At 36.6% G+C, this 22,901-nt stretch carries 22 protein-coding genes; 10 read left to right on the top strand and 12 right to left on the bottom strand.

Annotated features, from left to right (window positions below):
* The first annotated feature begins 264 nt into the window (after positions 1-264).
* From M030_RS0118370 to M030_RS0118405, 8 genes are all read left to right on the top strand, one after another.
* Positions 265-1,665 (top strand): hypothetical protein, encoded by a 1,401-nt coding sequence (locus M030_RS0118370; protein WP_027374835.1) that lies wholly within the window; start codon positions 265-267, stop codon positions 1,663-1,665.
* A 28-nt stretch (positions 1,666-1,693) separates the two neighbouring features.
* Entirely contained in the window at positions 1,694-2,944 is a 1,251-nt protein-coding gene (locus M030_RS25915; RefSeq protein WP_027374836.1) for an RHS repeat domain-containing protein, read from the top strand.
* Between the two features lie 11 nt (positions 2,945-2,955).
* Complete coding sequence (locus tag M030_RS0118380; RefSeq protein ID WP_027374837.1) at positions 2,956-3,465, top strand: hypothetical protein; 510 nt, start codon at positions 2,956-2,958, stop codon at positions 3,463-3,465.
* A gap of 11 nt (positions 3,466-3,476) precedes the next feature.
* Complete coding sequence (locus M030_RS0118385) at positions 3,477-3,932, top strand: ribonuclease E inhibitor RraB (RefSeq protein ID WP_027374838.1); 456 nt, start codon at positions 3,477-3,479, stop codon at positions 3,930-3,932.
* 100 nt (positions 3,933-4,032) lie between these two features.
* The gene (locus M030_RS0118390) at positions 4,033-4,800 is read left to right on the top strand and encodes a DUF2314 domain-containing protein (protein ID WP_027374839.1); all 768 of its coding nucleotides are present in this window, start codon (positions 4,033-4,035) and stop codon (positions 4,798-4,800) included.
* Between the two features lie 24 nt (positions 4,801-4,824).
* A complete protein-coding gene (locus M030_RS0118395; protein WP_027374840.1) occupies positions 4,825-5,145 on the top strand; it encodes a hypothetical protein in 321 nt (106 codons plus the stop codon).
* Positions 5,146-5,171: 26 nt separating this feature from the next.
* Positions 5,172-6,197, top strand: coding sequence for a hypothetical protein (locus tag M030_RS24495; protein ID WP_034722854.1), 1,026 nt, complete (start codon positions 5,172-5,174; stop codon positions 6,195-6,197).
* Between the two features lie 362 nt (positions 6,198-6,559).
* Entirely contained in the window at positions 6,560-7,603 is a 1,044-nt protein-coding gene (locus tag M030_RS0118405) for a hypothetical protein (protein ID WP_155860278.1), read from the top strand.
* Between the two features lie 4 nt (positions 7,604-7,607).
* Here M030_RS0118405 and M030_RS0118410 read toward each other — a convergent pair whose 3' ends face one another.
* A complete protein-coding gene (locus M030_RS0118410) occupies positions 7,608-8,381 on the bottom strand; it encodes an XRE family transcriptional regulator (protein ID WP_034722856.1) in 774 nt (257 codons plus the stop codon).
* Positions 8,382-8,461: 80 nt separating this feature from the next.
* On the opposite strand from M030_RS0118410, the gene dinB reads away from it, so the two are divergent.
* Both dinB and M030_RS0118420 read left to right on the top strand, forming a co-directional pair.
* The gene (gene dinB / locus M030_RS0118415) at positions 8,462-9,610 is read left to right on the top strand and encodes a DNA polymerase IV (protein WP_027374843.1); all 1,149 of its coding nucleotides are present in this window, start codon (positions 8,462-8,464) and stop codon (positions 9,608-9,610) included.
* 11 nt (positions 9,611-9,621) lie between these two features.
* Complete coding sequence (locus M030_RS0118420) at positions 9,622-12,669, top strand: DNA polymerase III subunit alpha (RefSeq protein WP_027374844.1); 3,048 nt, start codon at positions 9,622-9,624, stop codon at positions 12,667-12,669.
* 303 nt (positions 12,670-12,972) lie between these two features.
* Here the strand turns inward: M030_RS0118420 and M030_RS0118425 are convergent, their stop codons facing one another.
* From M030_RS0118425 to M030_RS0118475, 11 genes are all read right to left on the bottom strand, one after another.
* Positions 12,973-13,353 carry a hypothetical protein gene (locus tag M030_RS0118425; protein ID WP_027374845.1) on the bottom strand — a complete coding sequence of 127 codons (381 nt, stop codon included), beginning with the start codon at positions 13,351-13,353 and terminating at the stop codon, positions 12,973-12,975.
* 49 nt (positions 13,354-13,402) lie between these two features.
* The gene (locus M030_RS25630; protein WP_155860279.1) at positions 13,403-13,579 is read right to left on the bottom strand and encodes a hypothetical protein; all 177 of its coding nucleotides are present in this window, start codon (positions 13,577-13,579) and stop codon (positions 13,403-13,405) included.
* Between the two features lie 407 nt (positions 13,580-13,986).
* Positions 13,987-14,367 carry a hypothetical protein gene (locus tag M030_RS0118435; protein WP_027374846.1) on the bottom strand — a complete coding sequence of 127 codons (381 nt, stop codon included), beginning with the start codon at positions 14,365-14,367 and terminating at the stop codon, positions 13,987-13,989.
* A gap of 49 nt (positions 14,368-14,416) precedes the next feature.
* Positions 14,417-14,815 (bottom strand): hypothetical protein, encoded by a 399-nt coding sequence (locus tag M030_RS0118440; protein WP_155860280.1) that lies wholly within the window; start codon positions 14,813-14,815, stop codon positions 14,417-14,419.
* Between the two features lie 189 nt (positions 14,816-15,004).
* A complete protein-coding gene (locus M030_RS0118445; RefSeq protein WP_027374848.1) occupies positions 15,005-15,385 on the bottom strand; it encodes a hypothetical protein in 381 nt (126 codons plus the stop codon).
* Between the two features lie 5 nt (positions 15,386-15,390).
* A complete protein-coding gene (locus tag M030_RS0118450) occupies positions 15,391-16,680 on the bottom strand; it encodes a hypothetical protein (RefSeq protein ID WP_155860281.1) in 1,290 nt (429 codons plus the stop codon).
* 311 nt (positions 16,681-16,991) lie between these two features.
* Positions 16,992-17,999, bottom strand: coding sequence for a hypothetical protein (locus tag M030_RS0118455; RefSeq protein WP_027374850.1), 1,008 nt, complete (start codon positions 17,997-17,999; stop codon positions 16,992-16,994).
* Positions 18,000-18,082: 83 nt separating this feature from the next.
* A complete protein-coding gene (locus M030_RS0118460; RefSeq protein WP_027374851.1) occupies positions 18,083-19,993 on the bottom strand; it encodes an ATP-binding protein in 1,911 nt (636 codons plus the stop codon).
* Positions 19,981-20,487, bottom strand: coding sequence for a hypothetical protein (locus M030_RS0118465; RefSeq protein ID WP_027374852.1), 507 nt, complete (start codon positions 20,485-20,487; stop codon positions 19,981-19,983). The genes M030_RS0118460 and M030_RS0118465 overlap by 13 nt, the downstream gene beginning before the upstream one ends.
* Positions 20,474-21,589 (bottom strand): trypsin-like serine protease, encoded by a 1,116-nt coding sequence (locus M030_RS0118470; RefSeq protein ID WP_027374853.1) that lies wholly within the window; start codon positions 21,587-21,589, stop codon positions 20,474-20,476. Before M030_RS0118470 ends, M030_RS0118465 begins: the two co-directional genes overlap by 14 nt.
* Complete coding sequence (locus M030_RS0118475) at positions 21,586-22,677, bottom strand: ComEC/Rec2 family competence protein (protein WP_027374854.1); 1,092 nt, start codon at positions 22,675-22,677, stop codon at positions 21,586-21,588. The genes M030_RS0118470 and M030_RS0118475 overlap by 4 nt, the downstream gene beginning before the upstream one ends.
* Between the last annotated feature and the right edge of the window lie 224 nt (positions 22,678-22,901).

Genomic DNA, 22,901 nt, shown 5'->3' on the forward strand with positions numbered 1-22,901 from the left:
CTTCGCAGTACCTCTCAAAGATGACGTATCTGGTTTCATGCCTTTTGTATTTTCCCAGGAATGCATCAGTTTAATACCTTATAATTTTATCTATTATACGACATGATTTGTCGTTCTGACAGAATAATTTCGCTTTTAGATCTTTGATAAAGAACAATCGATCAGAGAATCTGATAATATTTCCGTGAAAATACGGATACCCTAGTGTTATAAATTAAAATATATTGCGAAGCCAAAATTAACCTTAAAAAACACACCTATGAGATGAGACAAATATTATTATTTAGCTTATTTTTATGCTATCACTATATCTATGGACAGATTCCAAATCTGCCGCAAAGACCTAATGTCACCAATCTTTACAGTATACCTGCGGGTCTGAATAATCAACCCACCCCTAGACCTGCCTCCCCAAATATTAATGCTAATTCAAATCTTTATAAAAAAAAGACTACCCACCAAGACGATCAGGAAGAGATTAACAAAGAGGTTGAACGCCAGATGGCTTTAATAAGGGAAGAAGCTGATGCAAAACGCTATAATCTCAGTTCTTTATCCGAAAAGAAAGGAACTGATTCTTACTACAGGGCCTATGATAATTTACTAAAGCTCGATCCCGACGGGTATACACTTGCAGATGCTGTATTTATCGTTGAAAATGCATACAACAATAATGACAGGAATTTTCAGTCGGCTTATCAGCAGCAGATACAGAAAGCGACTTCGATAATCAGGCAAGATATTAAGAAAAATGGTATTGATGAATCTGACAATGTTGCTAAAAACCTTTCAATTTTCAAATACTTTGCACAGGATACCAAGCAGAATGGAAAAGTTGTCCACAAAGCAGTCAAATATGATTTTGATGATTATATGGGTGCAAAGGACTACAGTAAAATGTTTGTTTCCAAACTAATGAAAACAAACAGTGGACAATGTCATTCTATGCCATTGTTGTATTTGATCTTGGCAGAACAGATCGGTGCAGAAGCCTTTTTGGTTATGTCACCCAACCATTCTTATATACGTTTTAAGGATAATGATGGCGAAGTGTTGAGCGTAGAGTTGACCAACGGCATGTTTTCAGCAAATTCCTTTGTTCTGAATTCAGGATATATTAAAGCTGAAGCCCTCAAGAATAAGCTTTATATGCAAAATTTAACAAAGAAAGATGTTCTTTCTCAGACCTATGTGGATCTCGCCAGTGGGTATATACACAAGTTTGGCTATGATGAGTTTGTTGCCAAAGTTTTGGGGAAGGCACTGGAACTGAATCCGAACAATATTAACGCAACTCTATGGAAAAGTAATGCTGACCAAATGAGGTTTATGCAGGCCTGTAACCGTGTAGGTATCGATCCTGAAAATAAAGAACAGCTGCAAAAGATCAGAAGCTATCCGCCGCTGGAAGATCAGTTTCTGGGTATCAAGGCTGGTTTTGATTACATCGATCAATCAGGTTTTGCCCAAATGCCTCCAGAGCAGTATGAACAATGGTTAGGCTCATTAAAAAGCACTGAAAATAAGCAAAAAAGTGATGAGATTGCGGAACGGGTAAGACTACTCAACGCTCAAAAACAGCGTGAACAAGCTAAAAAAGTAAAGGCAATTACACCTAAGAAGGAAAGTCCTAAAGTGTATGCTATTCCAAAGGAATTTTTATAACCAGATAATTCGAATTACAAACTTAAATATGAGAAGGATTTTATTATTTATTCTGCTGTTTTTTATTGGATTTAACCAAGCGCAGGTAAAACAGAATAAGAAATTGACCAGCAAAAAGGTGTGGGTCAATCCGGTAAAACTTACCAAAGAGGAAAAAGCAAGACCTTACATGAGTGAGGTTCTAAAAACCAGAGATTCCTTAACGCCAGTTGAGGCGGAAAGAAGAAGAAAAAATATTGAGGCGGGTAACCCATTTAAAAAATATGGCTATTATCCGAAGGTAGCTACGCTGAGCAAGGGAAAGTATCTTGAATTTCATGATCAGGATAGTATTGTTACCATTGGTTCTGTTGCTTTTAATGTTAAAAAAGGGGAAATCGTTGATTTTATTGAAGTAAATTTAGATGATCCCGATGCACAACCGATTGGTGATACGCATGGCAGGTGGATCAGTCCCGATCCTTTAAGCGAGGAGTTTTCGAATTGGACACCTTACAATTATGCCTTTAATAATCCCATTAAAAATATTGATCCTGATGGAAGAGCGGCTTTTGATTGGGTGCATAATAGGGAATCAAATACTGTTTATTGGAATAACAATGCTACAAGTCAATCCACGGCTGGAGCTAATGAAACCTATTTAGGAAAATCAGGAACTTATACAACTGAAAATGGAACTACAACAGCGTTAAATGCTAATGGTTCTTATACCAACAATTCTCTTTTAGCACCCTTAGGGGTTATGACCAATTTAGATCCCCTAATTCACGCGGGCGATATGGCGCCTGGATTAAGTATGGCGATGTTTGGCGATCCTAATGCTCCAACAATAAGCGGAATTCCAGATTCAAGAGGAAAAACGGAGATTCAAACACTTGTTGCGGAAAATCCATTAGTTCAGGATGCTGTCATTGGTGCAGTAACAGGAGGTGCTCTAAATGCTATTATTAGAAGGGCAACAGTTGCTACCGAAACAACGGAAAAGCTACATGGATTATATGAAGGCTTAAATGCTGCAGGGGAAGTTAAGTATATTGGAAGAACCAGCCAGCCATTTGCTTCTAGATTTGCTCAACATGCTGCTAAGGGCGGTGAGAAGGGCAGTCTATTTTTCAGACAAATAGAAGGTGCTTCTGGAATGACATTGCAGGAAGCTCGCGTAGCAGAACAGAATTTGATCAATCAGTATGGACTACAGAAAAATGGAGGTCAGTTATTAAATAAAATAAATTCAATTGCTCCCAAATATTGGAGTAATTTTGGGGTTAAAGCACCTTAAAAAGAAATAAAATGGCAAAAAGAGTTAAAACGGAGATCGGTGATATGTTTTCAGTAACATTGGATAATGGGAAAAAGAAATATTTTCAATATATAGCAAACGATTTAACCCAATTAAATAGTGACGTTATCCGTTCCTTCAAAAGAGAATATCCAAGTAATGAAATTCCTGATTTTGCGGAAGTAACAGCGGGAGAGATTGACTTTCATGCACATACAATGATTAATATCGGAGTAAAACAAGCTTTGTTTACGCAGGAGGGAAAAAGTACTGTTTATCCTGCCATAGACAATATTCTATTTAGAGATACAAATGATTATGGCAAAAAAGTCGGTGAAGAACCTATAAAGGTTTCCGAAAACTGGTATGTGTGGAAAATTAATGATAAAGATTTCACAAAGGTAGGTAAACTGGTAGGCGAGAATACCAACGCGGAGGTAGGAATTGTAATTCCCCCATTTGCTATCGTAGAAAGAATCAAGATTGGAAAATATAATTTCGTTTATCCAGACTTTTCTTAAAAAGCGCAGAGATGATTAGAGTATTAATTGTATTATTAGTTCTTGCAATTAGTCTTTCTTGCGATAAGAAGACAGACAAAGTGATTGTTGATTCGTCTTCTGTTGTAGACTACAAGATTATTGAGTCGACGTATTCTGATGACGAAAAGGCCATAGAGGAGTTAGATAGAAAGGCGGTTATTGATTTGTACAAAAATGGAATTGAAAGAAATTCAAAACATAAAATTGAATTCTTCTTTATATGTTCAAGTGCGGAAAATGCAAAGAAATTAAATAAATACTTAGAACTAATGGGGTATACGGCTGCATATAGGCAGATCCAGGATAAAAAGGATTTTGCCGTGATTGGTTACACAATGCCTGTCTCAATTAACGAAGAGGCAGTTGTTGGATGGGCAAAAGATATGTCTAAAATAGCAGAAAAGAACAGTAGTGTTTTTGATGGATGGCAGATTGCTGTAAAGTAATAAAAAACTGTATACATCTTGTAAAAGAACTTAGGGTGTTAGGAGCTTTTTTAGGCATCTTAATACAAGAATTTAACACCCGCCTAGTTTGACTCACTAAATGAAAAATATCTTAGAATTCGAGATAAATGACGATTATCTCTACTTATTATATAAGGCAAAAAACACAATTTGGTATTTCAATGAAATAATTGGTGATGGTTATTGCGGTTATTCGGCCATTAAATTTAAGAATAAGAACGAAATTTTTGTGTGGTTGGAAAATGTCAGAGTTGAGAACGGCCGTTACCACGGCGTGTTGCCAGAAAACAACGAGGTCTATAGTATTTTGATTGCTGAGGCTATAGATTGGATGTTAATTGTGGATCAGCGGTTGATTGGAGGTTATACAATTCGATATTACAATGAGACATTGTCGGAAGATAAAAAGGTTGATTTCGAGATACACTGTGGATTTCGGATTGATCTTGGAAATGATTTATTTAAGGCAGACCGTTCAACTGCGGAAGGGGCAATTATTGCACTTGAGAATTTTTACAGTGAAAAAAATATGGAAGGTGTTCTTTCGTGTAAGGATTTTGATATGGAAGCTGAAAATGTTCTGCTTGAAAGCAATTTGGAATTTAGCAAGGACATACATTCAAAAATTAAAACCGTTCTTAAAATATCATTATTAGAAGATCTTGAAAGGAATGGATTTCCAAATTTCGAAAACATAGAAAGGGTATTTACATTGCTTGATAGTCGGGCAGGGCAGCAGTTTATTGAGGAAAGGATAATATTTGAAGATGGCTCAACGGTAAGTAATAAATTTTGGGTAGGTTTTATAAAAGATGATGGCTGGAAAGTACTGAATCTAGTTGACTGAAACTATTATGAAAAGTGGATAACCATGAAATTAGATAAAATTATTAAGGCGGTAAGGACGAATACAATCAATGAACTGCTTAGTGGTGACCTGAGCAATACCGACTACGAGAACATTATTCTGTATGCAGAATTCACGGTAAGTACTGATGCAGATTATAAATTTTTTCGATCTCGCAACGATATGGTGGGATTACTAAAAGAAGAACAAATATGGTTCGAACGTCTTTGCTCACTTAACCAGCTTTGTTTCTTAATAGATCACTTCCTTTCACAATATGGTCGGAAAACCGATGATATATTGGTGATCGATATCATTGATCATCTGGATAATCAGAACAATTAAATACACCCATTTTTGGGAACCTAATTATGAAATACTTTTATATCTCTTTATTTATTTTCATTGCCGGTTTGGTGAAATCGCAGGAGAACCGATTTTATAATGAAGCATATTTAACTATTGATAATATGCTCAATGATAAGCAGAAATATAGTTTTAAAGTGGCTGTCCTGAGTACGGAGAATGCATATTATCAAGGTAAGTTAGATACGGTTGAAGTAAACAGGAAAATAAAATTTATGGCAAATTTCTGTAAAACTATTCTTCGAAATCGGGAGCTTACTTATAATGAAACAGATAAAGATAAAGTTAGTAAATATGCATCGATTTTTTCAGTTATATGTGAAGAGACACCTATTTTAATCGATCAAGATATGGTACACTATAAACCATTTACATACGATTTTGAAGATGTTTTCGGAAACAAAGATCTGACAAGCCTTTTTGTTTCAAAACTGGTAACTACGCAGAGAGGAAATTGTAATTCATTACCTTACCTCTATAAAATTCTTGCGGAGGAAATCGGCGTTGAAGCAAATCTTGCGCTGGCACCAAACCATATTTATATCAAACATAATATAAAATCCATTGGCTGGTATAATACAGAATTAACCAGCGGTATCTTTCCGCAGGACGCCTGGTTGATGGCATCGGGATTTATTCACTTAAATGCCATTGAAAATGGGATTTATATGAAAGCATTAGATAATCGCGAAAGCCTCGGTTTATGTTTAGTCGATCTGGCGAATGCTTATAAACGGTCTTTTCCTGAAAGTGACGGGAGCTTTGCGCTAAAATGTGCTGAAAGGGCCTTGAAAGTCAGTCCAAATTTAATAACAGCATTACTATTGCGGGCAGAAACTCACAAGGAACAATATTTGAAAATGGAAAAATCTGATCCAAAAGCAAAGGAACTTCTTTCGTCATTGAACAAAGAGTACAATTATATTCACAAGATTGGGTATAGAAATATGCCTGAAGGGATGTATCTGGAATGGCTCGTTTCTCTTAAGACGGAAAGAAAAAAATATGAAGATGTTAGATTAAAACGATAATCTTTCAGAGGGTTGTTATTTATGTTGACTTAGGTTTGATTTTGCAAAGAATGAAGTTGTCTATCGTGAGTTCAATTTCTTTATATTTGGGTAAAGCTAAATTAGGATCGGCTTCTTTGCAAAACTGGGAAGCTAGCTGAATTACAAATCGTCATTGTTTATAAAGATTCGACAAAAACTTTAAAATTTTAGGTATGGTACATCCGCTTAAATGTAAAAAATGTGGGGATTATAGATTTATTGAATTTGCCGGGGTAAACTTCAATGATGCAGATAATAAGAAAGGTTTCGGAATCAAAATACCTTTTTATTTATGTAAGAGCTGCGGTGACAGGGAAAGTATTCTTCCCGGTGATAATTTCATGAAGTTTAGAGATGAAATGATCGACGAAATAAAAGAAGGGGAGTTTTTTGACATGCCTTTGAAATACGTTTTTTCAAAGCTGGATTCAGAAAAGAGATTTAAGCGATATGATCATTTGGGATTTCAATATGATCCTTTAGATTACTATATAATTCCAGGATTATATCGTCCGGAGGATGATGGATATTTGACTCCGATTTTCTTCGATAAGGATCTTTTGATTTATTATAATGGCCATCCTGATTACACAGTAAAATTTACCTCGTTTTCTTCCTGTAATATATATTTTAAGGGAGAACCATTATTTAGTTGGGGATTTGGAATTAACAGAAATGGAAAATTGTTTAAATGGCTTGGTGATCTTGATGAAGATTTCAGGGATGAAGATATGAAGCCCCATCTGAAACGATTTCAAGCCTCAAACGTTCCGTCCGATCATGAAGTTTTTTCAAAATTTTATTTAAGTCAGAATCCATATTCTCCAAATGATGCTTTTCAGAATTCTGATAACGAAACACGCTTATTTTATTTAAAAAATCAATTCAATTCTGAAATTAGAGATAAATTTGGAATAGATCTCACCAAAGTTGATGTCACCAAGTTATCTGAATATTATAAGCCCCCCATAATGGAAGAAAGGGAGCAGGTATTTTCTGCGTTTCTCAGTTTAAATAAATATCTTGTAGAGAATATTCAAGATCAATCGCTAAGAGAAATCTTAAAAAAATCTGGTTTAGCTAATGAAGATTTAGTAAATAAAGAAGGTAGAAAGTTAGGCAGTTTAAAGCTTTTATCATTGTTCATTGAGAGAGTGCTTTTGAAAAGTGACGCAGAAACATTGATTGCACCTCTATTTGTGCTGAATGATTTGAGACAATTACATGGGCACCTAAGTGATTCCAGTTTTGTGAAACGGTATAATTCGTGCAAACAAAGGTTGGGTCTCCAGGAGACTGCAACTGATCTGGAGGTATTTAAAGCCTTGGTGAAAAAGCTAAATGAATTTTATGAAAGTATCATTGATAAAAAGGATGTTGATTAAGTATTTATCGGGCTTTTAATTCCCTTACCTCTTGCATCAATTTTATCAGCATTGATTTTATGTCATCTCCAGCGAAGTCAATTATTTCCTGTTCTTTAGATGAAAAGCTGCCTGCATATTGCCAAATCTCCCAAAGGTCGGCAAATGAAATATCGTAACTATCATAAAATGTGTTGTCAGATTTTACGGTAATGGAACTGTCGTTGATAGTTTCAATGCGTTTGAAGGTAAATCCTGTGCGGGTTACCAGTACATGCGTTTTGCCTACACTGATATCTTGAATACTCTCAACATATTTTCCGACAATGTAAGTGCCATCCTGATAGGGAGGCATTGAGTCGCCTATTGCTGGAAAAGCTCTATATTTTCCATTATGTAGGAATGGTAGTGACATTGTTTGCAGACTTTCAATATATTCTGGATCAGCATATCCTGACAGGTAGCCCATTGAGGCTTTATAGGGTATTATTTCTATTTTATTTTCTCCTAATGAATCAGTTTTTATGGGTAGCAGGATTCTATTATCCGGAAGGTTAAGCATTTCCTGCAGCTTATATTTTCTTAGATCTACAGTCAGCAGCAGATCTGTACTGATGTGGTAATATCTTGAAATCGCTAGCAAAACTTCCAGCGGAGGCGAAGCTTTTGCAGTCTCATATTTTGCATAAGAAACTCTTGTCACAAACAGCCTGTCAGCAATCTGCTGTTGCGAGAGTTCCGGTATCTGCTGCATCCTTAAATACCTTATGTTATCAGCTAAAATAGAGCGTGTTGACATTTTGTGAATATTTTTCACAACAAATGTAATATAAATTGTGAAAAATCTTATCAATTTTGCTAAATAAATTAGTAAACAATATGGAGCGATCGATAGTGCATTTGGATTTGGATACGTTTTTCGTGTCCTGCGAAAGACTGATAAATTCCAGTTTAGACGGGATTCCACTGATCATTGGTGGAGGTGACAGGGGTGTTGTTTCTTCATGTAGCTATGAAGCAAGAACGTTCGGGGTACGGTCAGCTATGCCCATGAAAATGGCGCTTCGTCTCTGCCCGCAAGCAAAAGTTGTTAAGGGTGATATGGAACTGTATTCCAAGATGTCACATATGGTCACTGAGGTGATCGAGGAAAGTGCCCCGGTAATGGAAAAGGCTTCAATCGATGAGTTTTATCTGGATCTAACTGGGATGGACAGGTTTTTCGGAGCTTATAAATGGACCAATGAACTCGGAGCCAAGATCGAGAAGGAAACAGGTTTACCCATCAGTTATGCACTATCGACGAATAAAACGGTAAGTAAGATCGGGACTGGCGAGTCAAAGCCTCACGGACATCGAGAGATTCCTTCATTTGGCGTTCAGTCATTTTTAAATCCTTTGTCTATAAAAAAAATGCCGATGGTCGGCAGTGCAACTTTCCAGCTTTTTTCGAGAGTCGGTATCCGGACTATCGGCACACTTTCAGAAATGCCTGTTGATGTCCTACAGCAGATGATCGGAAAAAATGGAGTCGATCTGTGGAAAAAGGCGAATGGTATTGACGAAACCCCTGTTATACCTTATTCCGAAAGAAAGTCAATTTCAAAAGAACGGACTTTTAGCAGTGATACAATGGATGTCTTTGAGGTTAAAAGCCTGATATCGGGTATGGCAGAGCAGCTTGCCCATCAGCTCCGTCAGGAAAAGTGGCTGACTTCTACAGTTGTGATCAAGATCAGGTATTCAAACTTTGATACAGAATCCAAACAGTGCCGGGTGAGCTATACTTCTTCTGACCATACATTGGCTAGGGTAGCATTGGAACTTTTTGATAAGGTTTATTTACGCCGGATGCGTCTACGTTTAGTGGGTTTACGATTCACAGATCTTGTTCACGGTAGCTACCAGATGAACCTTTTTGAAGATAATGCAGAGCTCATTAGTTTATATCAGGCAATGGACAATATCAAAAACCGTTTCGGTAAAGGTGCGGTAGGTCGTGCTATAGGTTTTAATTTTTCACGTTAGCATGTGCAAGTATGTTTTTAAACTGCCATTCCTTTCACAGCCTACGTTATGGAACGCTTTCCATAGATGAACTTATTTCGCAGGCATTAGCTCTGGGAATAGAGGAACTTGTTCTAACCGATATAAATACGGTAACCGGTATCTACGAATTTAAAACGAAATGTGAAAGAAATAATATTCGCCCGGTTGTAGGAGTGGAAGTGCGTAAAGGTAGTGAACTGTACTATATAACAATTGCTAAGGACTTTAGAGGACTGTCAGAAGTAAACAGAATGCTTACTTCGTATAATTGTGATGGGGTCGATTTACCGGTACAGCCGGATTTAAGGGACAATTTTATTATTTATCCTTTGGATAATTTCCCTAAAAATCTTCGTGATAATGAATATATCGGTATCCGAGAGGATGAACTCAATGTGTTGATACGACCCGAATTAAAAAGGCTAATATCAAAAATGGTTGTTCTCTACCCGGTTACATTTAGTACAAAGAAGGAATATAATCTTCATAGGATCTTACGTGCCATTGATAACAATTTACTTCTTTCAAAACTGCCGGAAAAAGAAGTGTGCAGAAAATCGGAATATTTTCGTTCTGTGGATTCAATACATAGAATTTATCGTCACTATCCCGAAATTATTGAGAATACGCAAAAATTACTTTCAAAATGCAGCTTTGATTTTGCGTTTTCGACGCCCAGAAATAGAAAACATTATACAGGTACAAAGGCCGATGACCTTAAACTTCTGACCCGTTTAGCTTATGCGGGATTGGAAAGACGGTACGGAAGAAATCATGAGCAGGCAAAACAGCGGATTGAGAAAGAGCTAAAGGTCATCGACGAATTGAACTTTAGCGGTTATTTTCTGATTACATGGGATATCATCCGATACAGTAATAGCATGGGCTTTATGCATGTGGGACGTGGGAGCGGAGCGAACTCGATAGTCGCTTATTGTCTCGGTATTACAGATATATGTCCGATTGAGCTTGATCTATATTTTGAAAGGTTCTTGAATCTTAACCGAAAAAGTCCGCCTGACTTTGATATTGATTGGTCATGGCAGGAAAGAGATATTATTCTGGATTATATTTTCAATAGATACGGTAAAGAGTATGTCGCCTTCTGCGGTACTAATGTAGAGTTTAAATACCGTTCTATCATTCGGGAAGTAGGCAAAGCATTTGGACTTCCCAAGGAGGAGCTTGACGAGCTCAGCAAATATCCAGAGCGTGTATTTCGGGACGATATAGTAAAGCAGGTGCAGAAGTATGGGAAGCTGCTTGAAAAATTTCCCAACCAGCGGAGTATGCATTCCTGCGGGATTATTATTTCCGAGGAACCGCTGACAAATTTTACAGCCCTAGAGTTGCCACCAAAGGGATTTCCCATTGTACAATGGGATATGCATGTTGCTGAAGAGGTCGGTTTTGAAAAATTTGATATTTTATCACAAAGAGGGCTTGGTACGATTAACGATACCGTAAGACTACTGGAAGAAAAAAGGGGACTTAGAATCAATATAAAAGACACTACGATTTCTAAAGATGAACAAAAATGCAATGAATATTTAAGTCAGGGTAGAACCATAGGCTGTTTTTATATTGAATCACCAGCAATGCGCGGTTTACTCAGAAGGTTAAAGTGTGATAACTATAAAGTATTGGTTGCTGCTTCATCCATTATCAGACCAGGTGTTGCCCAATCGGGAATGATGCGGGAATACATCTTTAGGCATAACAACCCGGACAAGTTTGAATATTTCCATCCTGTTTTTGAGAAGCAGTTAGGGGAAACCTATGGCATTATGGTATATCAAGAAGACGTGATCAAGATCGCATTGCATTATGGAGGGGTTTCTGCTGCTGACGGGGATATCCTGCGAAGAGCAATGAGCGGAAAAGGTAGGTCATTAAGTGCACTTCAAAAAGTGAAGGATGATTTTTTTGCATCTTGCAGAGAGCAGGGGCATCCTGAGGAGCTGAGTAAAGAAATTTACCGGCAGATCGAATCTTTTGCAGGGTATTCATTTTGTAAGGCCCATTCCGCTTCCTATGCAGTGGAAAGTTATCAATCGCTTTACCTGAAAGTTTATTATCCATTGGAGTTTATGGTTTCGGCGATAAATAATATGGGCGGTTTCTATAGGACAGAGGTCTATGTACATGAGGCAAGGATGTCAGGGGGTATTATATTGAATCCATGTGTCAATAAAAGCGAGTACGAAACAACGATTTATGGAGAGGAAATATATCTGGGACTGATGCTTCTTGAAAAAGTCGAATCGAAACTTGCTCAGCTGATACCAAAGGAAAGAAAGGCAAATGGGGAGTATAGGTCAATGGAAGATTTTATCAAGAGGGTTCCAATTGGTATTGAGACTTTGCAAACGTTGATCTTTATCGGAGCATTTCGTTTTTCAGGTGTTCCAAAGAATGAACTATTGCTCAAAGCGCGCATTTTACTGGGGGATTTTAAACCGGAGAAAAGATTTCAGACTCTTTTTGAAGAACCGATCAAGGAATACAAATTTCCGGAATTAAAAAGAAATGTGTTTGAGGATGCCTTCGATGAAATCGAGATTTTAAGTTTTCCGGTATCCTGTACACCTTTCGATCTTTTACAGACAAAATATAGGGGAACTGTCATGGCCAAAGATCTGACTGCCTATCATAAAAAGGAAGTCAAGATGCTAGCGTACCTTATTTCAAGGAAACATGTTCCGACCAAGCGGGGGACAATGTTCTTTGGAACGTGGATAGATGTCGAGGGGAATTATTTTGACACAGCCCATTTTCCGGACTGCCTTGAAAAGTATCCTTTTCAGGGTGGGGGTTGCTATCTTTTATTGGGCATAGTGGAGGTAGATTTTCATTTTCCGACAATTACCATCACCAAGATGGCAAAGATGCCATTTATTGCTGATCCAAGGTATTCGAACGATGAGGAAAAGAAATATGAGGCCCAGCAACGGATCAAAGAAGATGTCAGTATGACTTTCCGTGCTCCTTATCCACAGGAAAGTGAAATTGGTCTTCCTAGAAAAAAGATGTTTTAATGCTATCAATAAGGAAAATGAATTAATGAGATTACGGGAATCCGTAGGCAGATCTGAAATTATGCTTAAATTTGCAACTGAAAATTGAGATCTTATCTCGATTAAAGGTCATATAATTAGTTAAGATTAAAAATATAATATATTTCAAACATACGTATTAGACTGTTTACGGTTTTCATACGTTTCATGGTTATTAGTTTTTAAACGCATCTTTTAAAGATGCGTTTTTTTATGGATGTATTCAAAAAAAACTCCCATGTAATGAGAGTTTTTCCAAGCGTAAAGATTCCTAATTATATAAAATTAAAACTTCTGCCATCTATTAGATGGTTCGAAGGGAACCCTGTTTTTATTTATTTTTTCCCAATCGCGATACGCAAAATGTCTGCTAGCAGTTAAATAATAGCGCCAACGCCAAAAGCACAATGGGTTCATTCTATACAGCCTAAAAATTTCCATATTGACCATTTCCGGTCGCGTATCATGGATAAATCCATAAGTTGTCCATTTGCTCATCCAAGGGGAATAAACTTCCATGTATTCAATGCTGGTAAAAGCGGCGTTTGCATTAGCATATCGAAAATGATCACTATCTATGGCCTTCAATATTTCCGTACCTATAATTGGTGTATTGGGTATAACCAACACAAATAGTACAATTCCTTTAATGAATTTTCTTTTCATATCCTTTTCTGACAATTCGTGCTAGCTGGGGGAACTACACGACTTAATGTTACATTACTTTAGAGGCATCGACCTTTTCCTTCTCCATATTCTTTTCGATGATATCGGGGTCCATATAGTCAAAATGCACACCATTAACTAAATAGTTTTTCCACCGCCAAAAACATAATGGATTGATTTTGTACAATCTGTATAGCTTCCGGTTTTCCAGTGCAGGAGATGTCATTTTTACCCAATATTCAAAATGAAGGTCTGAGAAACCAGGGCTTTTAAAATTAAAATCTTGGGTTATTGTATATGAGCCATCTAAATTTGCATATCGATAATATCCCTCATCTAAATGATGGGAGATATCTTTACCAATAAAAGGCAGGTTTTGGAATCAGGAGAATAGTGCCTAGCACTATTAGCATTACTTTCTTTATATTTTTGTTCTTCATCTCTCTTTTGTTTAGTTGCAGGCGATCCTCATTACTTAAGGTATGAAAGACCGTTGCACGTATTTTTGGTTATGATCTTACTTTGATGGATTTTATTAGAAAAACTCTCATTAAATGAGAGTTTTTCCTAGTATACAGGTTGCTTGTTATAGAAAAATACTAGGCCCTTCCATTTGATTTTTTTTAGGGAAAATTAGAAGTCCTGCCATTTATTTAATGGTTTGAAGGGAACTCTGTTCGGCTTTATTTTTTCCCAGTCGCGGTATTCGAAATTTTTGCTTACGGTTAAATAATAGCGCCAGCGCCAGAAACACAGTGGGTTAATTCTATACAATCTAAAAATTTCCATATTGACCATTTCCGGTTTAGTATCATGGATAAATCCAAAAGTTGTCCACTTGCTTATCCATGGTTGATAAACTTCCATGTAATCAATGGATGTAAAAGCAGCGTTCGCATTAGCATATCGAAAATGGTCACCATCAATGGCCTTCACTATTTCCGTACCTATAATTGGTGTATTGGGTATAACCAGAACACTTAGTACAATTCCTATAATAAATTTTCTTTTCATATCCTTTTTTGTTTATCGGTGTTAGTCTTCTGAACTACACGACCTAATACTACATTACTTTATTAGTATAGACCTTTTTCTTATCCATATTCTGTTCAATGACACTTGGGTCCATATAGTCAAAATGCACACCATGTCTAAGATAATTGCTCCATCGCCAGAAGCATAATGGATTGATTTTGTACAATCTGTAAAGTTTCCGGTTTTCTTCAGAGGGAGATGTTCTTTTTATCCATTGTTCAAAATGAAGCGCTGAGAAACCAGGGCTTTTAAAATTAAAATCTTGGGTTATTGTATATGAACCATCTAAATTGGAATATCTGAAATATCCCTCATCTAACCGATGCGAAATGTCCTTACCTATGAAAGGCAGATTGGGAACTACGATCATAGTGGTAAGCACTATAATAATTGCTTTTCTCATCATTCTAATTGTTTTCTTCTTCATCTCTCTTTTGTTTAGTTGCAGGCGATCTTCATTATTTAGGTATGAAAGACCGTTGCACATATTTTGGGTATGATCTTACTTTGATGGATTTTATTAGAAAAACTCCCATAAAATGAGAGTTTTTCCAACTGTAGGTCGCTTATTAAAGAAAAATACTAGGCTACTTCCATTTGATCTTTTTAGGGAAAATTAGAAGTCCTGCCATCTATTTAATGGTTTGAAGGGAACTCTGTTCGGCTTTATTTTTTCCCAGTCGCGGTATTCGAAATTTTTGCTTACGGTTAAATAATAGCGCCAGCGCCAAAAACACAGTGGGTTAATTCTATACAGCCTAAAAATTTCCATATTGACCATTTCCGGCTTAGTATCATAGATAAATCCATATGTTACCCATTTGCTCATCCAAGGAGTATATGTATCAATATACTGAATGCTGGTAAAAGAAGCGTTTGCATTAGCATATCGAAAATGGTCACCATCAATGGCCTTCAATATCTCCGTACCTATAACCGGTGTATTGGGTATCACCAGAACAGATAGTATAATTCCTGTAATAAATTTTCTTTTCATATCCTTTATTGACAATTTGTGCTCGTTGGAGGGGGGATCCGACCTAATGCTACATTTGGATTGCCCGCCTGTTTTAAATTTGCTAAATATGTATAAACGCCATCCGGCGTTAAAAAGCCATTATTGTTTAACTGTCCGTTGCTTGGAAGGAGTAAATTAAATACATCGGTAGCATAATGTGTACAATTATTTTCATTGAGATCATAAGGGACTTTCGATAGGGCAATAGACTGGCTGATTATCGAATTGAATTGCGCTTTGGTGACAGATAAACTATATCTTGCATCGCTTTTTCGGTATTCATCGCTTGATTCTTCTCCCATTGCACTGGGCGTTGGCTGCATTGTAGCCGATCCTGCAACAGATTGCGGGTAGAAGCCATAAGAAAGTCTTTGAAGCTGCGTTCCGTTTGATTTTTCAATCGTTAGATATGCGTGACCAGGCTTATCAGAATTTAAATCTATTCTGTGTGCATTCAAGGTAACCTTATATTTTGTATCTGCGTTATCGACAATATTCTTAAAACAATCCAGTCGCTGCTCAATATTTATAGTAGTTACAGGTGCAGCCGCCACGAAAGATGTGCCTCCACTGCCACCTCCATTACTACCACCACCACCTCCGCCACCGCCACCTCCGCTTGCGGTACCGCTGCAGGTTGTATAAAGATAAGTCCAATATGCAGTACCGTCGTCAAAGTATTCTACCAGATACCACTCGCTGCATACAACAGGTATATTTTTACTTGTGTCAGGTTTGGCGTTTTCTTTGTTTACGTTGGTATCGGCGTCTTTCATCTTCAATTGAAGGTTTACCTTTTTCAATCCACTCGAGTCAAGTGATTGACTGTATAACAAGGTATCATCGAGATCATATACCATATAATATACTTTGCCCAGATCCTCATTTCGATTCACTTGTTTTTTTATGAAATTGGAGATAGCCTGTTCTGAGAATTCCGCCACAGTACGTGTGTCTGCGAAAAGGCTCACTTTATTAGCGTTAGCAACTTTACTTCCTTCAATAGTAAAAACCAGGTTTTGCTGCATGGAATATCCCCAGCCTAGGATTGTGCCGTCCTCCACGGGAACCACCAGGGTTGTATTATTATTTCCGTTTATGAGCTGTGCTTTTTTCCAATCTAAGGGAAAAGGCTTCCCGTTGTCTTCATACCATTTTTTGGCTACCGTGGTTTCGTCGGTTTGAGGATATGTTTCAATATCCCTTTCACATGACTGTAGCAGCATGATTGTGAATACTGCATAAATTAAGTTTCTGAAAATGTTTGTTAACATGTTATATGGTTTATAGGTTAGTGTAGCTTTATTTCTTTTACTATTGAATTATTGAAACTAAATTAAGCCTATAAAAAGTAAAATCTTTTGACAAAAGGCAAAAAAAACTGTAAGTATATTCAGGAGGTCCGAATTTGTGGGCGCACAATATGATTGTTTAAATTTTGTGCTTGGTTTATAAATTGTATAATGGAGCAATTTAACTTTATTCAAAACTGATTAAAACTATTTATCAGCTTTGAATAAATTTATCTCCTACTATTGGTACAATAAAGAGGATTTCTGAAAAAGAATGTTTCAGATGTAAATGGTTACTTTTCTAAAAGTATTTGGGTTATTTTAGCCTCTTCGATCCTAAAGTTAAGGAAGATTCTATAATTGTTCTTTGGTGCTTCGTCTGTTTTTGCAGGAGGAGTGAATGTATCTAAGATAATTCTTACATCTTGATCATGAAATGACCATGAAGACTTAATTTTAAAATCCCTTTTGCATAATTCCTGGTAGGATGCTTCGAGGTAATTTTTGAACTCGTCCAGTCCTGAGCTGGTCAGTTTTTGTCGCCAGTTGACCCGAATCTCGAAATGGATGTCCGGCGCTAAATCTTTGACTATATCATCATAATTACTGCTATTGCAGTTTTTGATGAATTCACGGATTATTTTTCTCGGAAATTTTTCTCTTTGCTGCCTTTGTTTTTTCTTTATTGCCTGATATTCTGCGTAATCTTTATTGACTGTGTCTTCTATTTTATCTCTACCACTGTTAAAAGCATCTACAGGGGTTTTATATAAGGTATCCGGAAAGAAATCGGTAATCTCCGGGTCAGCCTCACACTTAAACTCATTAAGCAGCAAGAATCCCTTTTCCTGAGTCGAGTTCTTGATGCCCGGGATGATATTGATATAATAAGTTTGCTCCTCGGAACCGAAAAGCACCCTGATTTCGGGATTAAATTTAATGGGAGCATCGTTGCCTTTTTCGCTTGCCTTTTTAATAAGGTATTTAGTTTCATTCAAGGGGTTGTCAATCGGGTAACCCCAATCTGTTGTACAGAGTTCAGATTGATGCCTAGATATTTCTAACCGTATTTCTTTTCTTCCGCGCTGCATGTCTGTTGACAGATCATAGCCAGGAAATGACTGACATATTTGTTTGTCAAGTTCCCACTGTTCATAAGTACTTGTAAAATAAATATTAAAATGGCCTTCATACTCTGCTATATAAATAGGAGAATCTATCTTATTTCTGATCAATATATCTTTGATCACATCAATATCTGTTTTTCTGTTTACTGAAATGTTTATATACGTTTCAATCATCGTTCCTGAAAAGATTAATTTTTCTTTCTAAATGACAATGCCAATTTCTTTCTAAGCTCATCAACAATAATCATTTCTAAAAATTATAAATTTGGCTTCAATATAAAATCACCATCTTTTTTTGAGAACTTTTCAATCACGTATTTTTCGAACGATTCAGGAAACTTGCCATATCCCGTTGTCAGTATTACCTGAAAATCTTTAATGGAACCATCTTCCTGGCGACCAAGATTGACAGCCTCCATGAGGAGTTCCAAATTTTGATTAAGATGTACAGTGTCGATTCCGGAATCTTCGGGAGTATCGATCAAAAGGAATCTGGGGTGTTTAACAGAAGGCATTTTTAAAGCAAGTGTTAAGATAGTGAAGTAATACATTAACCTTTTAGGCACGTCGCTACTGTTGGCTTTGTATTCACGGTTATCTATAAATGGCATATAATCCTCATCAATAAATGCCAATGTGCTCTCATATGATGATTTGGATAACAAAGCGTTGTAAACTGAATTAAACTGCTCTATTGTATTTGCATTATTTTTGTCAAATGCAGCTTTAGCTGCGTAGTAGATGCCTTTTGCTTTTTCAAATTCACTCTCCTTAGACTTCAGGTCTTCGTGCAGTTTTTCCAATTCCTCACTTGTTTTAAGAGCATAATTTATATTTAGCAATTCCTCTTTTGCTTCAAAAATTTTGTCATTAAAATCATCCACTACTGTGGTATTACCGGCAAACTCAGCAGTTTCAATCACCGTTTTAAGTTTTGCTGTATATTTTTCTATCAGTTCTTTATTTCTGGATATTTCTTGATTAAGAACTTTTATATCATTTACATATGAATCTTTTGCAAAAGTTATAGCGGTAATGCTTTTCCTTTTTTGGGACAAGATATCCTCGTATTCGCTTGAATTGTAAACAAACTTTTCATAATCATCGTCATTGAACCTCGACCCACATACGCATATTCCCTTTACAACTTCTTTTTTATTCATACAGAACGGACATACTTCCATAGAAAACAGATCCAACTGATCATGTGTGAAGATGATTTTCCGAATTTGCTGGATTTCTTCCTCAAGTTCACGGTGTAACTGCTGAACTTTCATCTGTTCATTTTGTAAAGTTCTTAGGAGTACTGTTTTTTGGGAGTTTTCAACTTCCAGATTATATAACATTGATTGTATATTGGCCAACTCGCCGATTTTATCATCAACAGTCGTTTCCTTAGAAAGATAATTGTCCCGTTCTTCTTCCAGTGATTCCAGTTGTTCGATAACTTCTAATTTCCGATTATTTAAAGTTTCGCTATCTTCGGATATCTCATGCGTCTCAGCATAATTTTGAAAAATTGCTTTTGAAGTGTCTCTTTTTTTTGTCGCATCCTTTAAGTCGTCCAATTTTTTGAAGTAGTCTGCAGAAGACATTCCCAATAAAATTTCGAAAATTGATTTCCTTATAATAATAGAGTCAGCTATAAAATTTTCTGCAACAGGCGATTTATATATTTTTCTTGGTTCTGTATTTTGATCGTAGTTAAGAAGGCGGAACAGATCGTTGAAATTGAAATACCAGTGTGCTGCGCCAAGGTTTAATTCGAATACAGGTATATTCAACTCCTTTAAGATCCAATCCGAGAAAATAAAAGTAGACTGCTTGCTTCTGGTTAGCGGATAACATTCTACAAACTTACCGTTGTCGACAAAAATATCTTTGCCATTTATAAACCTTTTCAGGGAATATGGAATATCATTTATTAATAGATCTATATTGACATAATTGTTGCTATCCTCTATTATAAGAGAGTATCTGGAATCGACATGATCATCTTCAAACGGTTTGATTTTTCCACCTAAAGCATATTCAATAAAATAACTAAATGTGCTCTTTCCAGAACCATTATCGCCAAGAATAATATTGATCCCTTTGGTAAGTTCGGGAGATTCGTAATGGTATTTCTCTCCAGAATATTTTATTTTTTTTACAATTAAACTCCCCACGTTAGTATGTTATTATCGTTGAATATTCTTTCTACCAAGGTCTTTATAGTCATACTTCTAACCCTGGTCGTTAAAGTTTCCCTGAGTTCTCTTACATTTCGACTTTCGTTTTCAAACATTTTTAGCTCAAAGAAATCCTTAGGTATCTCATTATAATTAAGCCAAAGGTCAATAGTCTGCGAAGATTTATTTACGGAAACTCCGATCAGATTTCTATTTTTTAACACGATTACCAGATGATGCAGTAACTTTTTCTTTATCTGTGCGTTGGCATAAATATCAGCAAGTCGCTCCCTCTCGAACTGGCTGGGCACGCCACCCTCATTGACAAAATCCACAAGATATGCGATCTTTCTAAAATCCTTGAACTTTTTCGTTTCGGCAGTGCAGTCAAGCGACTTCAGCAAAATAATCGTACTGTAGGCCAGAAAATTGTAGTCCTCCTTTTGGATAAACATCAATCTTTTTTTTGCTGAAATTCTATTTTGTTGCATAAATTCCTTGTTCATCAAATGAAAGATAACACTCGTTAATAAGATCCAGAATCATCTTTTCCATCAAATCTTTGTCCATCTTGGGATATCTGAACATCTTAGCTTTTTCTTCAAAGATTTGAAATCCACATACTGTAAACTTTTCTATGAGCTCATCAATCTGATCTGTTGTCAAAACTGTATCAGTGTTTTGCTCTACAAAATCTTCCAGTATTGCCCTACACTTATCGAATACCCGATACTTAATCGCACTCATATCTCGCGGTAAAATATAGGATGTCATTTCAGATTTTCCATTAGCAAGGTCTCGTGCCATTCTTTGCATCCTTATTTTGGAAAAGTTAGGAATAACATCCAGGACCTTGTCAATAAGGTTTCTTTTGTCCGTGACAATTATGTCATCAAACCTACCGCTTGCCCAATGATCACCTTCGGAGTCTATTGTTGCTGTCTCACAAAATTCGAGCCCAATAAGCGCACCTATTTCAGCCATACTGCAACATTTGATATCATTGTTCAGCGCATCATCGCCCTTCACATTTTTCAATACACCGATAAGAACTAGCCTCAATCCATTTGCCAAAAATGCGCCGCTTCCCGAAAGTCCGACTGCATGGTCACCCCCGGACTTGAAAGTATCTTGATCCACGAGTGTTATTCGGAATTCGCTCCCTGAAATCCCATTTAAAACTTTGCTTTTAAAGGGGCGTAATTCGTCTTTATTTACGGCTTGAAAACCTGTAAAATGTACCTGGTCATCACGCTTAAAACCTACTGTGGCACATATTTCAGGATGTTTTCCGTCATCGTCCTCAAAACTGACTTTGATCACTGCCCAATCGTCCTCAAAATTTGAACCCGTAAATTCAGTCACTTTGATCGGATCAAAGGGAGCATTGAATGTTGACTGCTTTTCTACAATTATTTCATGTAGCTGAATGTTAGGATATGCGTTCTTGTCGCCATATATACAGTGGTGAGCAGTAACAACGTAAAATCCGTCCTTACCTTTAACTAATGTTCCAGTTCCAAGACTTACATCAACATTTCCGATCCGTAAGATGATTCGAACACAGGGTCTATTTAATACGTCTTCTGTCATTTGTCAAAAGTGCAATGGTTATCAATTATTTCCCAATTACCATGTTCCATATCAAGGTCGTTGAGAAATTGTCCTGCTCTTCTTTCTATTTCAGCCTTAGGATAATTTAGATATATTGTACGTCTATTGGAATAGCCCGACAGTATCCTTTGGGGATGGTAGACAATTCGAGCTATTGTTTCCCTATCAGGATGTGTATGGTCTGAGCTGCCACCATTTGTTGAAATTATAAATTTATCACAATCGATCATATCCAGTAGAGCTTTTGTTGTATTATTCTTGCTACCATGATGTGATATTTTTACGTAATCTACCTTCAATTTATTATCAGCTGAATATTTTTTTTCGAGGATCTGTTCCAGAAAGTGAGGATGTGCATCCCCCAAAAAAAGAAATTTTTTGTCAAATGTCGTGAGCATGAAAGCGATCGATGAACTATTAAAAATATCTTCGAAGATATCTTTCTGCGGCGTATCATCCGCTAGGGCAAGATCTTGAAGGCTACCACGCGGTATCTGTGAAGGTTTAAATGAAGAAATAGCTAAATCTTTTAGCTTTTTATTATAAACCTCGCTGAGGTCAGGCCATTTCTTATAAAGTTCATCGAGTATCTCCTGCGATGGAGAAAGAATTTCGATTTCAATACCTTCAGGTAGGACAGGTTGACTTCCAACAATAATATCTTCGTGCCACTTATCTTTTATATTTCCCCTATCAATAAGAAGCTCTTCCAACGTTTTGGCCTGACCGGTACTTATATTTTCTCCAATTCTCGTAAACTTAATATTCTTGGAGTTAAACCAATAACGTTCTACCTGATCAGGATTAAAAAATGAATTTTTTACAAACTTGATAAGTCCACCGATATGGTCGGAGTCAATATGGGTAAGAATCATTAAATTGATTACCGGTAGGGCCCTCAGCTGTTTTTTCAGCACTTCTTCGAATGTTCCCGGCGTTCCTCCATCAATAACAATATTAAAAGGATTGCCTTGGCTATCAAATGTTTTTACAATAATGGAATCTCCATTATTGGCTGGCAAAATCAGTACCTGCGTCTTGAGATCTTCTTTTAAAGGATGCTTCACTTAATAAAACAGAGTTAATATGGTTATATTTCGCTCGAAAAATAGCAATTATTATCTGTTTATACAACCTTTAATTAAAAATATTACTGTAAAGACAGCGCTACGTAATGCTTTCTTTAAACGTTGATAGTTCAAATAAGATCTTGCAAAAAAAGAATCCAGTTCATTTGAACACCAATAAACTTAAAGAAGCACTGACCGATGTGATCCATGCAAATCTTTTG

The sequence above is a fragment of the Chryseobacterium sp. UNC8MFCol genome (genome assembly GCF_000482305.1).
Classification (GTDB): domain Bacteria; phylum Bacteroidota; class Bacteroidia; order Flavobacteriales; family Weeksellaceae; genus Chryseobacterium; species Chryseobacterium indologenes.